We start from the raw sequence: 14,088 nt of genomic DNA, 5'->3' as shown, positions 1-14,088 counted from the left end.
TCCGTCAGCCGGCGGCCCACACGTCGAAGGGGATGCCGGCGGCGGGGCCGTTCTTGGCCGCGTTGAGCTCGTTGTTGTAGCGGCCGTCCTTCAGCGGGAAGTTGGCGGAGCCCCAGGTGGCGTTCTGCATCCGGCTCTGGAGGTTCACGCCGTTGTGGCCGGCCGGGAACCTGGTCCAGGTGACCAGGGGCGGGAAGTCCCAGCCGCCGTCGCCCCAGGCCTCCGCGGTCTCGCCCCAGCCGGCGAAGCGGAAGGAGTGGGACCCCACGTCAATCACATTGCTCCCCTTGTGGTAGACGACCTTGAGACGGACCCCGTCCCTCGGGACATCGCTCCAGTTCTTGGTCGTGTAGTTGCCGTGGGCGGAGACGGACGCGTACGAGGGCGTGCCCGCGCCCTGCCGGATCCAGATCACGGCGGCTTCCCAGTCGTGGCGGTGCGACGTGCTGGTGCATCCAGTGCAGGTCATGTCCTTCTCGAAGTACTCGGTGTAGACGATCGCGCACCAGCCGTTGTTGCACTTGGCCCGCGAGTAGACGTTGGCCCTGCCCAGGTGGTTGTCGCGGCACTTACCGGTGATGGCTCCGCTGTCGTCGAGGCCGCCGTTGAGGTTGCCCCACTGGTCGATGGCGGCGACCGGGAGACAGCTGTCCGTGTCGTAGTCGAAGACCGGTTGGAAGGTCTTCTGGAACGTGGTGGTGCTCTCGGGCAGGGGGGTCAGTACGCCGGCGTGGGCGCTGGTGGTCAGCCCGATGGTCAGCGCGGCGGCGCTGGCCGCGACGAGCGCGAAACGCCCGAGGCGGCCGAGGCGGGACTTCCTGCTCTTCAGTGCTTGGGACATCAGCGGTTCTCTCCACTTGCTCTGCGCGGGGGACGCCGGTCATCCGGCTCTGCGGGGCAGAGGCTGCTCAGCGGCGGGGACGCCGGCTGATCCGGCTTGACGGGACAGAGACTGGCAAGCGGAGAGTTGATCGACACCTGCTCTCACCAGGGCAATCAAATCCGGCCAACGGTTCCGGATTGTTCGGCGGCACGTACCGCCGCTGTCATCAACGCCACACTTTGCGGCCGCAGGATTTCGGTTGGTCAGTCGGGATACGTATGTTGATGCCCTGACCCGGATTTACTCGACGTATCGAGAAATGCCGTGAGTGTAGGAAATCTCCGAAATGTCGTAATGATTCGGAAGTGGTCAGGTGTATGGGACGTCCGGAAAGAGCCGTTGACCCGGCGGCCGGACCCGTCCAGCTGCTCGCCCACCGGTTGCGGGAGTTGCGCGGGGCCGCCGGCGGCCCCTCGTACCGGGCGATGGCCGAGGACGCCGGATTCTCGGCGACGACCCTGTCCCAGGCGGCGGCCGGGGAGCGGCTGCCCTCGCTGGCGGTCGTCCAGGGGTATGTGAAGGCGTGCGGCGGGGACCCCGGCGAGTGGGAGGTGTACTGGAAGGAGGCCGAGGCGGCGGCCGCGGCGGTTCCCGTGGACGACGAGAAGGACGCGCCGCCGCCGTACCGGGGCCTCGCCCGCTTCGAACCGGACGACCAGAAGCTGTTCTTCGGCCGCGACCGGCTGGTGGCGGAGCTGTGCGAGCTGCTGACCGCGCACCGCTTCGCCGCCGTCGTCGGCGCCTCCGGCAGCGGCAAGTCCTCGCTGCTGCGCGCCGGGGTCGTCCCCCGGGTCCGCGAGGCCATCGCGCGGCGGGAGAGCGCGGCGGTGCTGCGGGTGTTCACGCCGGGTGCCCGACCGGCCGAGACGTACGGACATCTGCTGACACCGGCGAAGGGCGCGCCGGAGAGCTGGGTGGTGGTGGACCAGTTCGAGGACGTCTTCACCCTGTGCCGGGACGAGGCGGAGCGGGCCCGTTTCATCGACCTGCTGCTCACCGCCCGGGACCCCGCGTCCCGGCTACGGGTGGTCATCGCCGTACGCTCCGACTTCTACCCGCGCTGCGCCGACCACCCGGAACTGGCCGACGCGCTGCGTCACGCCGGGCTGCCGGTCGGCCCGATGACCGCGGACGAACTGCGGGACGCGGTGGTGAAACCCGCGCTGGCGGCCGGCGTCCTGGTGGAGCGGTCGCTGGCCACGACGATCGTCGACGAAGTGCTCGACTGTCCCGGCGCGCTGCCGATGCTCTCGCACGCCCTCCTGGAGACCTGGCGGCGACGCAAGGGCCGCATGCTGACGACGGCCGCGTACGAGGCGGCCGGCGGACTGAACGGCGCGATCGCGGCGACCGCCGAGGAGGTGTACGGGCAGCTGTCCGCGCCCCAGGCCGCCGTCGCCCGGCTGCTGCTGCTGCGGCTGGTCGAGCCGGGGAGGGGCACCGCCGACACCGGGCGCCCGTTCCCCCGGGCCGACCTCAAGCGGTGCGCGCACCCCGAGACACCGGTGGTGGTGGAGCGGCTGGCCCGCGCCCGCCTGCTGACCGTCGACGAGGACAGCGTCCGCCTCGCCCACGAGGCGCTGATCACCTGCTGGCCCCGGCTGCACGGCTGGATCGATCAGGACCGCGAACGACTGCGCCACCATCGGCAGCTCACCGAGGCCGTCCGCGCCTGGCTGGAGCACGGCCGTGACCCCGGCACCCTGTACCGGGGCACTCGCCTGGCCCGTGCCGAGGAGATGTTTCCCGACCACGACGGCGACCCCGCTCTGGCGCCGGTGGAACGGTCCTTCCTCACCGCCGCGTTCGAAGTCCGTGAGGCGGAGCGCCGGGCCACCGCCCGCTCCACCCGCCGGTCCCGGACACTGGCCGGCGCGCTCTCGGCGGTCCTCGCGGTGGCGTTGGTCGTGGGCCTCGCCGCCTGGCGGGAGCACGACGACAACCGGCGACAGCACACGCAGAACACCGCCCGTCGCATCGCCGCGGTGGCCGACGGCCTGCGCACCACCGACCCCCGGGCCGCCCTGCTGCTGGGCGCCGCTTCCTGGCGCATCGCCCCGCTGCCCGAGACCCGCCGGGCTCTCCTCGGTTCCCTCACCCAGCCCGAACCGGACTCCTTCAGCGACCCCGCGACCGGCTACCACTCCCAGCGCTTCCTCGCCGACTCCGGCCGCACCCTGCTCAGCGTCGACGACCGCGCCTGGGAGACCTGGAACCTGGCCACCCGCCGCAGCACCGGCTCCGGCCGCCTCCCCGAGGGCGAGGTCCAGGCGGCCGGCCCGGACGCCCGGATCCTGGCGATCGCCGGTACCGACGGCCGTATACGTCTGTGGGACACCCGTGCCGACCGCTGGACCGACGGCGAGCCCCTGCCGCCCGGCCACCACGCGTTCGCCTTCGGCGCCGGCGGTTATGTCGTGGCCGACACCAGCCCCGGCTCCGGCTCCGGGCCCGGCCGCGTACGGCTGCGGTCCGTGGTGGGCGGCGAGGTGTTGTTCGAGACGCGGGAGGCCGGTCCGGCGAACGTGGTGCCGAGCGCCGACGACCGACTGGTGGCCGTGTGCCCCGCCGGGAAGGCCCCGCAGGTCCGGGAGATCGGCACCGGACGTGTGCTGCCGGGCTCGTGGCAGCGGACCCAGGGCGTATGCGGTGCCGGCTCGGCGCTGGTGTTCGGCGCCGGAGCCCGGTTCGCCGCCGTCTCCGAGGACGGGGTCCGGGTGTGGGACATCAACTCCGGACGCCCGGTCGCCGAGATCGACGATCCCGGTGTGCGGTACGCGTCCTTCAGCCGGGACGGCAGGTTCCTGGCGACCGCCGGTGCCGCCGACGAGATCCGGGTGTGGCGGCTGTCGGCCCCCGCCGCGCCCGTCCTGCGCCACCCCCTGAACAACCAACAGCTCCACGGCGGCCTCGCCTGGGACCCCGGCTCGCCCGTCCTGCGCTACCTGGAAGGCAGTACGGTTCACACCCTCGACCTGGTGACGACCGTCACCTCCGCCTGGCGCGACCGGCCCATGGGCGTGCTGCTCAGCCCGGACGGCCGGGTGTTCGCCACCGCCGAACGATCCGGTGCCGGCTACCAATTCCAACTGCGCGACACCGAGGACGGCCGCCTCGTCCGCACCCTGCGGCCCCCGCCCCCGCTCATGTCCCGCTCCCGCGTCGGGGAGCCGCTCGACCCTGGGGACACCGTCCCGCAGATGGCGTTCAGCCCCGACGGCGGCAGGTTCGTCTACGGCGTCTCCGCACCCGGCCTGCAGGCCGCTCCCCAGCGGTTCACCATCTGGGACCTGAACCGCGACCGCGAACAGACCGCGCTGGACCTGGCGACGACCGAGTCCGGCACGGCGGTGACCTCCCTCGCCCTCACCCCCGACGGCCGCACCCTCTTCACCGCCCGCACCTCGGCCGCCGGCCAGCTGAGCGCCGAACACTGGGACACGGCCGACCGTCGCCGGACGAAGGTCGCCACCGGGCCCGGTCTGGCGGGCACCCGCTTGAACCTCTCCCCGGACACCGAAATGATCGTCGGCGACAACCGCGTCTACCGCCGGAGTACCGATCGGAGCGTCGCCCTGGACCTCGTCCAGGGCGACCACACCAGCGCTGTCGCCTTCAGCCCCGGCGGAAGCCGCGTGGCGGCGGGCGACCGTACGGGCCGGGTCGCCCTGTGGGACGGCACCCTGCGCCGCCGCGCCGGAGTCCTGCGCAACGTCTTCCCGGCCCCGCTCGGCGACACCCCCGAGGCGGTCAGCGCCCTCGCCTTCAGCCACGACGGCCAGACCCTCGCCGTCGGCGGCGACGCCGGCACGATCCAGCTCTGGGACACGACCACCCAACAGCCCCTCGGCGACCCGCTCCCCTCCCCCGGCGAGCCCATCGACTCCCTCGCCTTCAGTCCCGACAACGCCACCCTCTACGCCGGCGGCGGCCACGTCCCCCTCCACCGCCACCCCGTCGACCCCACCCGCGCCATCGCCCACGTCTGCGCCCGTGCCGGGAACGAGGACCTGACGAGGAGCGAGTGGGACACGTACGTACCGGACGCGCCGTACAGAAGGGTGTGCGACTAGGGCCTTCTGACGGATCTCCCCGGTGCGGACGCACAATCTCCCTCGAAGAGGGATAGCCGTGCGTGGCTCGGCACGTCGTGAGGGTTGCCGAGGAGGGGGAGGGTTGATGAAGGCGTCGAGTCACGACGAGTTCCGGGAGTTCGTAGCGATGCGCTCCACCGCGCTGCTGCGGCTCGCGGTGCTGCTCACCGGTGGTGACCGGCACGGAGCGGAGGACCTGCTGCAGATCGCGTTGATGAAGGTCTACGGCCGCTGGTCGAGCATCGAGCAGCCCGAGGCGTACGTGCGCCAGGTCATGTACCGCCAGCAGGTCAACCGCTGGCGGCTGCGCGGACACCGTGCGGAGACGACGGTGCCCGTGGTGCCCGAGTCGGGTACCGACGCCGACGCCGGGGCGGAGTCCGAGCTGCGGATCGCGCTGTGGGCGGCGCTCGCCCGGCTGACGAAACGCCAGCGGGCCGTGGTCGTCCTGCGTTACTTCGAGGACCTGCCGGAGGCCGAGGTCGCGACGCTGCTGCGGTGCCCGGTCGGCACCGTGCGCAGTACGGCGTACAGATCACTCGCCAAACTCCGCGCACTCGTACCGGAACTGGGGCCCGCGGGGCCCGTGGAGGAAGAGGGACGGCAGCTCAGTCTTACGCCGAAGGGGGCACGGGGATGACGACGGAGCAGGTGGAGCAGAAGGTCCGGGAGACGCTGCACGCCGTCGACCTGGACGGCGTACGGGCGCCCGGTGATCTGGTCGAGAAGGTGGTGCGGCGGCGCGCGCGGCGCCGCTTCACGCAGGTGGCGGGGACGGCGGCGGCCGTGGCCGCGATCACCGTGGGAGCGGTGTTCGGCTTCGGGGGCGGCGGGTCGACCGACCAGGACAGGCCGGCGCGGCCGGCGGCGTCGCCCGAGGGCTGGCAGCCGTGGCGGACCGACGCCCGGGGCGCCGTCGACCGGGGCTGCCTGGTGGACGGCTCGGCGCTGTACTGCGCCGGGTACAAGTACGACGCCGCGAAGTTCGACGCGAACACCGGCGAACGGCTGTGGACACTCAAGGCGAACGGCGACGGCTCCGGGCCCGTGTCCGTGTTGAGCCGACCGGTCGGCGTGCGCGACGGCGTGCTCTACGCCTTCCGCAACCACACCGCCGAGCAGGGGAAGGACGGGAACTACGCCCCCGGCACCGACCTGACGGCGGTGGACACCGACAGCGGCAAGGTGCTGTGGTCGGTGGAGCTGGCGAGCGACAACCGCGACGACCAGGCCGCCCTGCTCATCGACGGCGCGGTCCTGGCCAACACCCCGAGTGACCGGAAGCTGTCGGCCCTCGATCCGCGGACCGGCAAGGTGAAGTGGCGCCACAGCTGGGGCAAGGGCATCTGGTGCGACCGGGTGGCGCTGAGCGGCGTCCCCTATCTGCTGTGCTCGCCGGAGACCAAGGAGCCCGGCCTGACCGAGTTCCTCCGTCTCGATCCGGCCACCGGACGGACCACCAAGGTCACGTCCCTCCCCGACAGGCAGCAGATCGTCGGGATCTGGGGGGACCGGATCGTCCTGACCACGGTGCCGGAGCGGTCGAGCGTGGTCTTCGAAGAGGAGGGGCGGAAAGCGAGGACCGAGAGGCTGACCGTCGTCGACAGCTCGGGCAGGCAGACCCCGCTGTTCCACCCGATCCCGGGGACGCCGGTCGCCAGGGCCCTCGTCGGGGACCGTCTGATCTCCGTGTTCCGCGCGGGCCAGGCGTCCTCCTACTCGCTCACCACGGGAAAGACCCTGTGGACCGCGCCGGTCGGCATCAAGGTGCCCGACAGCGAAGCGAACTGGTCCGACCTGGCGATCCCGGTGGTGTCGCCGCACCGGAACGTCGTGTATTTCTTCGGCCCGGACGGGGATCTGTCCGGCCTCGACGCGGACACGGGCGAGCGGATCTGGCGCGGACACGTCGACGCAGGCAAGCACGGGGCCATGCCCCAGGCCCTGCTCCACGGGGACGTACTGATCGCCCGGAGCGGCAGCAGGATGGTCTCCCTCCTGCCTGGCCTGGGCGACTGACCGCACGCCCCCGGGCCGGGACGGCACTCCCCGTCCCGGCCCGGGGGTGCCTCGACACCGGGGCCACCGCCGCCGGTGTGGAGCCGTGGGCGGGAGAATCGCGGGGAGAGCGGGCCGGGCGCGGGCGCCGGCCCGGGCGAGGGGGAGACAGACACATGCGCGACGCCGTGGTGACGGACGCCGGGGACCGGATCCGCTGGGTGGAGTGGGCGGGCGAGGAGCCCGGCCGGGTGTACGTGCACGGGCTCGGGGCCACCTCGGCCGCGTACTTCACGGCGGTCGCCGCCCACCCCCTGCTCGCGGGACGCCGTTCGCTGTTCGTCGACCTGATGGGACACGGCATCAGCGACCGCCCGACGGACTTCGACTACGGCCTGGAGTCACACGCCGACGCGCTCGCCCGGGCCCTGACGGCGGCGGACGTCGCCGGCGCCGAGCTGGTCGCGCACAGCATGGGCGGTTCGGTGGGGATCGTGCTGGCGTCACGGCACCCGCGGCTGGTGCGGAACCTGGTGATGATCGACTCCAATCTCGACCCGCTCACCCCCACGCACGGTGTCGTCGGGAGCAACGGCATCGCGGCGTACACCGAGGCGGAGTTCCTCGCGGGCGGCCGGGAGGAGTTCGCCGCACTGGCCGGGGAGCAGTGGTGGTCGACCATGCGGCTGGCCGGCCCCGAGGCGCTGTACCGCAGCGCCGTCCGACTGGCCCGCGGCACCCGCCCCACGATGCGTGAGCTGTTGCTCGACCTGAAGATCCCCCGCACCTACCTCCATCCCGAGGCCGACGGCCCGCTCCCGGGCACGCGGGCCCTCACGGAGGCCGGCGTGACGGTCGTCCCGGTCCCGGCCTGCGGCCACAACGTCATGCTCGACAACCCGGAGGCCTTCGTACGGGCGACGGCGGCGGCCCTGGCCGACTGAGTCCCGAGCCGGGGCACTCGGGTCAAACGGGTGGGCCGAGGGTGTTCGAGGCGTCGCGCGACGTAAGCCTTTGCCGTGTCAACGGCAAGAGTGTGGTGGGGAGTTGGGGTAAGGCGGCCGACGTAAGCGGGGTTACTGGCATGCTTACGTCATGGCAGGTACGGCCGAGCGTGACGATCCCGAGGTCATCGGGCGCAGAGTGCAGCGACTGCGGACGGAACAGGGCCTCACACAGCGTCAGTTGGCGGAACCGGCGTACACCCCGGCGTACATCTCGACCCTGGAGGCCGGCCGTGTCCGCGCCTCCGAACCGGCCCTGCGGCACATCGCCGAACGGCTCGGCGTGGGCTACGAGGAGCTGGCCACCGGCCGCCCCGCCGGCTTCGCCACCGAGCTGCGGCTGCGTCTGACCGGAGCCCAGCGCACCCTCGCCGGCGGCGCCACGGAGGCCGCGGCCGAGGAGTTCGCGGTCGTCCTCGCGGAGGCGGAGGAGTCCGGACTGGTCGCCGAGCAGGCCGACGCGCTGCTCGGCCTCGGGGAATGCGCCCTGGAGACCGGGGACCTGGAGGCCGCCCGGCTGCGGTTCGAGCAGGTCGAGCAGCGTCTCGGCGACGCCCCGCTGCCGGCCCGCGTCCCCGCCCTGCGCGGCCGCGCCACCGCCCACTACCTCGCCGGTGAACTCCGTTACTCCTGCTACCTCTACGAGTCCACCCTCGACGAGCTGAACCGCAACGGCCTGCACGACCCCGATTCCTTACTGCTCCTCTACACCGGTGTCATCGCCCCCTACATGGACATGGGCGCCCACGCCCGCGCCGCCCAGGCCGCCGAGCTGGCGCTCGCCCTCGCCCCGCAGTCCGGCGATCCCGCCCTGGTCGCCCGGATGCACCGCTCGGTCGCCCGCACGATGATCGCCGAGGGCCGGATCGCCGAGGCCGACGCCTCGCTCGCCAAGGCCTCCGAGCTGTACCGGCAGCTTCAGATCCGCACCGAACTGGCCAACTGCCACTGGATGCGCGGCTACCTCCACGCCCAGAACGGCGACTACGCCCGCGCCGAGGAGGAGCTGCGCGAGGCCCGCCGCATGCTGTCCGCCAAGCGCGCCGCCCTCTACACCAGCCAGGTCGCCGTCGAACTCGCGGACGTCCTGCACCGCCGCGGCAAGTCCGAGGAGGCCGCCGAGCTGCTCCGCGAGGTCCTCAGCGACCTCAGCTCCGAACGCGGCGCCCTGCACTCCGCCGCCGCCCACCGCCTCCTCGGCATCATCGCCGAGGACGCCCGGAACGCGGACACCGCCGAGGAGCACTACGTACGGGCGCTGAGCCTGCTGGAACGCGCGGGCGCCGCGGGGGACCTGGCCGACCTGTGCCGTCTGCTCGGGGACCTGTACCGCCGCTCCGGCCGCGTCGAGGCCGCCCTCGACGCCTATCGCACCGGCCTCGGCCACCGCACCGCCCCAGGCACCACCACCCTCGGCCCGGCCCCCGCACAGCCCCCTCTGTGACGGGACTCAGTCGTCGAACGTCCGCGACACGAGGACGGCGCCGTTCTCGTCGTACACCGTGACCTTCTCGGTGAGGCTCCGCAGGCGTTCGGCGTGCGAGTCCCCCTTCTCGCGGTGCGTGAGAACGTACCAGGCCCCCCAGTCCCTGTGTCCGGCCAGCCGCAGGACCGTGCCGTTGAAGATCCGGCCGTCGCGGAGTTCGAGCCGTACGCCGGCCGCCGGGGTCCGGATGCCGAAGTAGAGGCCGGACAGGAGGGCGTAGTCGGTGCCCGAGACCGCCTCCTGCAGCTCGGCTCCCGGACGGCTGCGGTCGATCTCCTCGTCGAGCAGGTTCTGGAACTCGACGAGGTGGGACATCACCGGCTCGTACGCGTGCTTGCCCCTGCCGGTCAGCCAGATCTGGGTGCCCCTGCCGGCGTCCACGCGCTCGCCCGGTTCGACGACGCGCGTCTGCCCGGCGTACGGACCGGAGATTTGGTCGGGCGTGGGCGAGGCGCTCACGGCCGGCGTCGGCGGGGCCATGGGCTGGACGGTCGCGGGCGGGCCGCCGGGCCGGAACGCCAGCACCACGGCGAACGGGAGCAGCAGCAGTCCGCAGCCCGTGCTCAGCGCGGCGGCCCGGCGCCGCCGCCGGACGACCCGGCCGTCGCGCTCGATCGCCGACAGCGGCACGGCCCGCGGGGTGATGTCGTACGCGGCGTCGGCGAGGGCCTCGCGCAGCAACCGCCCGGTGCCGGCGTCGTACGCGCCGTCCTCGGCCGTGTCCACGTCCGTTCCGCCTCCTTTCCCTGTCCCTCGTCCTGCGGTGGTGTCCGGGCCGGTCCCGGGGGTGGGCTGGTTCATGGGCGTGCTCCGGAGACGGGCGAAGGGGCGGCGTGGGCGGCGCCGGCGAACTCGGGGTGGGTGCGCAGGGCCTGCAGGCCCCGGCGGATGTGGGTCTTGACCGTGCCGAGCGAGCAGCCGAGCAGCTGGGCGATCTCCGTCTCGCCGAGGTCCTCCCAGAAGCGGAGCACCAGCACGGACCGCTGCCGGGCCGACAGCGCGGCCAACGCCTGGGTGACGGCGGCCCGTTGGGCGATCGAATCGGCGTGCCCGGCGTGCCGCTCGTGCACCCGCTCGGGCAGGAACGGCGTCAGCAGATGGGCCACGCGTCTCTTCCGGACGCGGCTGATGTTGTTGTTGACCAGCGAGCGCCGTACGTAGAAGTCGACGTCGTCGCGCGGGATGCGCCGCCAGCGGGCGTACACCTTCGCGAGGGTGGTCTGCACGAGATCCTCGGCCTCGTGGAAGTCGCCGGTCAGCATGTGCGCGGTGCGCACCAGACGCGGCCAGGCGGCGGTGGCGTACGCGGCGAAGTCGCCGGCTTCCGGTGATCCGGGTTTCTCCTGCGGCACGACGACGGTCCTCGGGCTCGGGAACGGGGGAGCATGCCGTGCGGGAGCGGGGTGGTCAAGTCCCGCTCCCGCACGCTCACTTCGGCGCGGGCGCGGCCGTCAGCCCAGGGACAGCCGGGAGTAGACGCCGCCCTGGGTGTCGTGGACGGTCACGGAGCGCAGGAACTCCTGCCCGTCGTCCTGCGTGGGCAGATCCGCGACGGCGTACCAGACGCCCCAGCCCGGCTTCCCGGGCAGCTCGATCAGCTTGCCGTGGACCGGGCCCGTGCTGGTCCGGACCGTCACGCGGGAGGCGGTGCCCTTGCCTCCGTAGTAGATGCCGGAGAGGTAGTAGCGCCCCTCGAAGGCGGACGCCTGGAGGGAGACCCCGGGCCGGGACAGGTCGATGTTGCCGTCGACGACGCTGCGGAACTGCGGGAAGTCGGGCAGGTCCGGCTCCAGCCAGTGCTTGCCCTCCGCCGTCATCCAGAACTCGAAGCCCGGCGCGGCGACGACGTGCTCACCGGGCTGGACGATGCGCGGAGTCGGCGCCTTCCTGGCCGCCGCCTCCGCCACCGCCGTGGCGGCGCCGTGCGCCGTCTCCCCCCGCGAGACGGCGTACGACGTCGTCGACGCCCCCGCCAGCAGCGTGGTCAGCGCTGCGACGGCGACGAGTGTGCGCATCCGTGTCATGGTCATGAACGGACGACCCCCAAAGGTGTGTTGGTTCAGGTGCGTTGGTCTGACACTCCTGAAACCCCGGAGGCGTACGGGACGGATGACACCGGTGGGACGAAATTTTCTGCCGCCTCAGCTCAGCGCGCTGCCCTCCTTCCACCGGTCCCAGCTCAGGTTCCAGTCGCCGTACCCGTTGCCGACGGCCACGGTCTCCTTCGAGCCGGTCACCTTCACCACGTCACCCGGGATGACCTGGTCGTAGAACCGCCGCGCCGTGCCGTCGTCCGCGAGACCCACGCAGCCGTGGGTGACGTTCTGCCGGCCCGCGTAGGTGTTGGCCTTCGGGTTCTCGTGGAGGTAGGTGCCGGAGGCGGTGAGGTGGACCGCGTAGCCGTACCAGCCGGCGTACGAGTCGCCGTAGCCGACCGTGCTGGAGTCCATGAACACCCGGCGCTGCTTGTCGGAGACGACCATCGTGCCGTTCCAGGTGTCCATGCCGGGCGCGCCGGCGGTGACCGGGACGCGCTGGGTCGAGCCGTCCTTCTCGACGGTCATGGTGTGGCTGCGCACGTCGACCGTGGCGATGAGCGAGCGGCCGATCGTGAAGTGCCGGGTGAGGCCCGTACCCACCTCGACGGTGACCTTCGTACCGGGCTTCCAGTAGGCGCGGGGACGGTAGTCGACGCGCCGGCCGTCGGCGAGGTCGTGCCCCCTGACCCAGCTCCAGGAGCCCTCGGCGCCGCTGTCCGTCGTGACCTTCAACCGCCTTTCCACGGCGGCGCGTTCCGCCTCCGCGACCGGGCGGTCGAAGGTGACGGATATCGGCATGCCGACGCCCACGGTCTGGCCGTCGGCGATGTTCACGCGCACGCCCTCGAAGGCCTTCGGCAGGGCGGGGCTCGGCTTCACGCGCACGGCCTCGGCGTCCCCCTTGGCCCCCGCCCCGTTCTCCGCGTCCGCCCGGGCATGCGCCTTCGGTATCGCGCTCGGCCCCTCGACCCGTACTCCCGCCCCGGCCCCCGCACAGCCCGTGAGCGCCAGTGCGACCGTGCACGCGGCCGCCGCGGCGAGCGCGTGGACGAGGCGTCGGGCCCGCCTCGTCCCCGTGGTCCTGCCGTTCGCGGCTCTCTTCCCCGAGCCGCTGTTCCCCGTGGTCATGTTCCCCCCAGCTGTCTTACGACCAGATCTCTTTCGAGCGGTGTGTTTCCGTGGTGTGTTTCGATGGGTGGCGTACGTACGGGACCTGTACGCACGACGGGGGCGACCGGGTTGCACGGCGATGCACGGGACTTCGGAAAAATGGCGGGGGCATGACCGAGGACGAGTTCGACGCGTTCTACGCGACCGCGTTCCCTCGGCTGACCGGCCAGATCTTCGCCTTCACCGGGGACCACGGGGAGGCGCAGGACGTGGTGCAGGAGGCCTTCGTACGGGCCTGGGACCGACGACGGGAGTTCCTCGCGGACGGGGCGCCCGAGGCGTGGATCCGGACCGTGGCGATGCGGCTCGCGGTGAGCCGGTGGCGGCGGGCCCGCCGCTGGCTGGAGCTGGTGCGCCGCAATCCGCCCCCGGAACACGCGCCGGGCCCCGATCCCGAACGGGCGGTACTGGTCGACGCGTTGCGCAGGATCCCGGAGGCTCAGCGGATGGCGGTGGTTCTGCACCATCTGTGCGACTTGAGTGTGGAACAGGTAGCCTCCGAGACGGGCGCCCCCGTGGGCACGGTCAAGGCCCGGCTGTCCCGCGGCCGGGCGGCGCTGGCGCGCGAACTGGCCCCCGGCGAGGGTGAGAAGGAGGACGGCCGTGTCCGATGAACTCACCGTCCGGCTGCGCGAACTGGCCGAGACCGCCGAGGTCCCGCCGCCCGGCTCCGGCGCCGAGGTCCGCGCCACCGCGGGCCGCCGGCGCCGCCGGCGCCGTACGTCCGCCGCCGTCGCGGGCGGCTGCGCGGCGGCCGGCCTGGCCGCCGTCCTCACCCTGAACGCCGTCTCCCACGGCACGCAGCAGCGCCCGTCCACGGCCGCCAGTGACGTGCCCAGCGCGTCGGCGGCGCCCGAGGCCGTGGTGGACCTCTCCCGCCACGTCCTTACCTTCGCCGGCCGTGAGCTGCCCATCTCCGCCGGGAAGGACAGCACGCCGACGCCGACCGGTCTGATGACCGTGACCGGCAAGTACAACAGGCTCGTCACCACCGACGACACGGTCGGTTATGCCGGATCCGACTACGACCTGAAGCTGGAATGGGTGGTGACCCTGTCCCCGGCCGGGGACGGCGATCCCCTGACGGGCGAGGCACGCGGCACGACCGAGGCGACGGACGGGACGAGCCCGACCGAGAGGACGGGTGAGCCGACGGTACTGAGCCCGCAGGCCGGCGGGAACTGGATCGCCGCCCTCGCCCACGACGAGAAGGCGCCCGGCACCATGGACATCACCTCCGGCTGGATCGGCCTGCGCACCCTGGACGCCCGCTGGCTGTTCGAAAGGCTGCCCGAGGGCGCGGTCGTGCGGGTCCGGGGGGTGGGGGTGACGGGGGCGACCCCGTCCCCGTCCGCCAGCCCCCCGTCCGGCTGACCGGGGGCTGCCGTACGGGGGAGCGACTCACCCGTACGCC

General features: G+C 72.7%; 12 protein-coding genes. 7 read left to right on the top strand and 5 right to left on the bottom strand.

Annotated elements, in window-relative coordinates:
• Nucleotides 1-4: 4 nt before the first annotated feature.
• Nucleotides 5-841, bottom strand: a complete 837-nt coding sequence (locus tag ACWCRJ_RS00850; protein ID WP_450937238.1) for an NPP1 family protein — start codon at nt 839-841, stop codon at nt 5-7.
• Between the two features lie 359 nt (nt 842-1,200).
• Here ACWCRJ_RS00850 and ACWCRJ_RS00845 point away from each other — a divergent pair, with 359 nt between their 5' ends.
• The 5 genes from ACWCRJ_RS00845 to ACWCRJ_RS00825 all read left to right on the top strand — a co-directional run bounded on the left by ACWCRJ_RS00845 (nt 1,201) and on the right by ACWCRJ_RS00825 (nt 9,423).
• The gene (locus tag ACWCRJ_RS00845; RefSeq protein WP_450937237.1) at nt 1,201-4,956 is read left to right on the top strand and encodes an nSTAND1 domain-containing NTPase; all 3,756 of its coding nucleotides are present in this window, start codon (nt 1,201-1,203) and stop codon (nt 4,954-4,956) included.
• A 106-nt stretch (nt 4,957-5,062) separates the two neighbouring features.
• A complete protein-coding gene (locus ACWCRJ_RS00840) occupies nt 5,063-5,617 on the top strand; it encodes a SigE family RNA polymerase sigma factor (protein ID WP_450937236.1) in 555 nt (184 codons plus the stop codon).
• Nucleotides 5,614-6,996: an outer membrane protein assembly factor BamB family protein gene (locus tag ACWCRJ_RS00835; RefSeq protein ID WP_450937235.1), complete on the top strand. Its 1,383-nt coding sequence runs from the start codon at nt 5,614-5,616 to the stop codon at nt 6,994-6,996. Before ACWCRJ_RS00840 ends, ACWCRJ_RS00835 begins: the two co-directional genes overlap by 4 nt.
• A 155-nt stretch (nt 6,997-7,151) precedes the next feature.
• Entirely contained in the window at nt 7,152-7,919 is a 768-nt protein-coding gene (locus ACWCRJ_RS00830; protein WP_450937234.1) for an alpha/beta fold hydrolase, read from the top strand.
• Nucleotides 7,920-8,070: 151 nt separating this feature from the next.
• Nucleotides 8,071-9,423 carry a tetratricopeptide repeat protein gene (locus ACWCRJ_RS00825; protein ID WP_450937233.1) on the top strand — a complete coding sequence of 451 codons (1,353 nt, stop codon included), beginning with the start codon at nt 8,071-8,073 and terminating at the stop codon, nt 9,421-9,423.
• 6 nt (nt 9,424-9,429) lie between these two features.
• Here the strand turns inward: ACWCRJ_RS00825 and ACWCRJ_RS00820 are convergent, their stop codons facing one another.
• From ACWCRJ_RS00820 to ACWCRJ_RS00805, 4 genes are all read right to left on the bottom strand, one after another.
• On the bottom strand, nt 9,430-10,191 hold the full coding sequence (locus ACWCRJ_RS00820) for a hypothetical protein (RefSeq protein WP_450937232.1): 762 nt from the start codon (nt 10,189-10,191) through the stop codon (nt 9,430-9,432).
• Between the two features lie 71 nt (nt 10,192-10,262).
• Nucleotides 10,263-10,817, bottom strand: coding sequence for a SigE family RNA polymerase sigma factor (locus tag ACWCRJ_RS00815; RefSeq protein WP_450937231.1), 555 nt, complete (start codon nt 10,815-10,817; stop codon nt 10,263-10,265).
• A 99-nt stretch (nt 10,818-10,916) separates the two neighbouring features.
• Nucleotides 10,917-11,480, bottom strand: coding sequence for a hypothetical protein (locus ACWCRJ_RS00810; protein ID WP_450937230.1), 564 nt, complete (start codon nt 11,478-11,480; stop codon nt 10,917-10,919).
• A gap of 126 nt (nt 11,481-11,606) precedes the next feature.
• Nucleotides 11,607-12,632 carry a L,D-transpeptidase gene (locus ACWCRJ_RS00805; RefSeq protein ID WP_450937229.1) on the bottom strand — a complete coding sequence of 342 codons (1,026 nt, stop codon included), beginning with the start codon at nt 12,630-12,632 and terminating at the stop codon, nt 11,607-11,609.
• Between the two features lie 152 nt (nt 12,633-12,784).
• Between ACWCRJ_RS00805 and ACWCRJ_RS00800 the strand changes: the two genes are divergently transcribed.
• The gene (locus ACWCRJ_RS00800; RefSeq protein WP_046916920.1) at nt 12,785-13,288 is read left to right on the top strand and encodes a SigE family RNA polymerase sigma factor; all 504 of its coding nucleotides are present in this window, start codon (nt 12,785-12,787) and stop codon (nt 13,286-13,288) included.
• Nucleotides 13,278-14,048, top strand: coding sequence for a L,D-transpeptidase (locus ACWCRJ_RS00795; protein WP_450937228.1), 771 nt, complete (start codon nt 13,278-13,280; stop codon nt 14,046-14,048). The genes ACWCRJ_RS00800 and ACWCRJ_RS00795 overlap by 11 nt, the downstream gene beginning before the upstream one ends.
• Nucleotides 14,049-14,088: the final 40 nt, after the last annotated feature.

The sequence above is a fragment of the Streptomyces sp. NPDC002324 genome (assembly GCF_053593335.1).
Note: the sequence above shows the minus strand (reverse complement) of the source record. Positions and strands in the feature narration are given on the sequence as shown.

Bases quoted from the DNA above. Each gene is read 5' to 3' on its own strand.
- ACWCRJ_RS00850 (WP_450937238.1), bottom strand. From the start codon at position 841: ATGTCCCAAGCACTGAAGAGCAGGAAGTCCCGCCTCGGCCGCCTCGGG.
- ACWCRJ_RS00845 (WP_450937237.1), top strand. From the start codon at position 1,201: ATGGGACGTCCGGAAAGAGCCGTTGACCCGGCGGCCGGACCCGTCCAG.
- ACWCRJ_RS00840 (WP_450937236.1), top strand. From the start codon at position 5,063: ATGAAGGCGTCGAGTCACGACGAGTTCCGGGAGTTCGTAGCGATGCGC.
- ACWCRJ_RS00835 (WP_450937235.1), top strand. From the start codon at position 5,614: ATGACGACGGAGCAGGTGGAGCAGAAGGTCCGGGAGACGCTGCACGCC.
- ACWCRJ_RS00830 (WP_450937234.1), top strand. From the start codon at position 7,152: ATGCGCGACGCCGTGGTGACGGACGCCGGGGACCGGATCCGCTGGGTG.
- ACWCRJ_RS00825 (WP_450937233.1), top strand. From the start codon at position 8,071: ATGGCAGGTACGGCCGAGCGTGACGATCCCGAGGTCATCGGGCGCAGA.
- ACWCRJ_RS00810 (WP_450937230.1), bottom strand. From the start codon at position 11,480: ATGCGCACACTCGTCGCCGTCGCAGCGCTGACCACGCTGCTGGCGGGG.
- ACWCRJ_RS00805 (WP_450937229.1), bottom strand. From the start codon at position 12,632: ATGACCACGGGGAACAGCGGCTCGGGGAAGAGAGCCGCGAACGGCAGG.
- ACWCRJ_RS00800 (WP_046916920.1), top strand. From the start codon at position 12,785: ATGACCGAGGACGAGTTCGACGCGTTCTACGCGACCGCGTTCCCTCGG.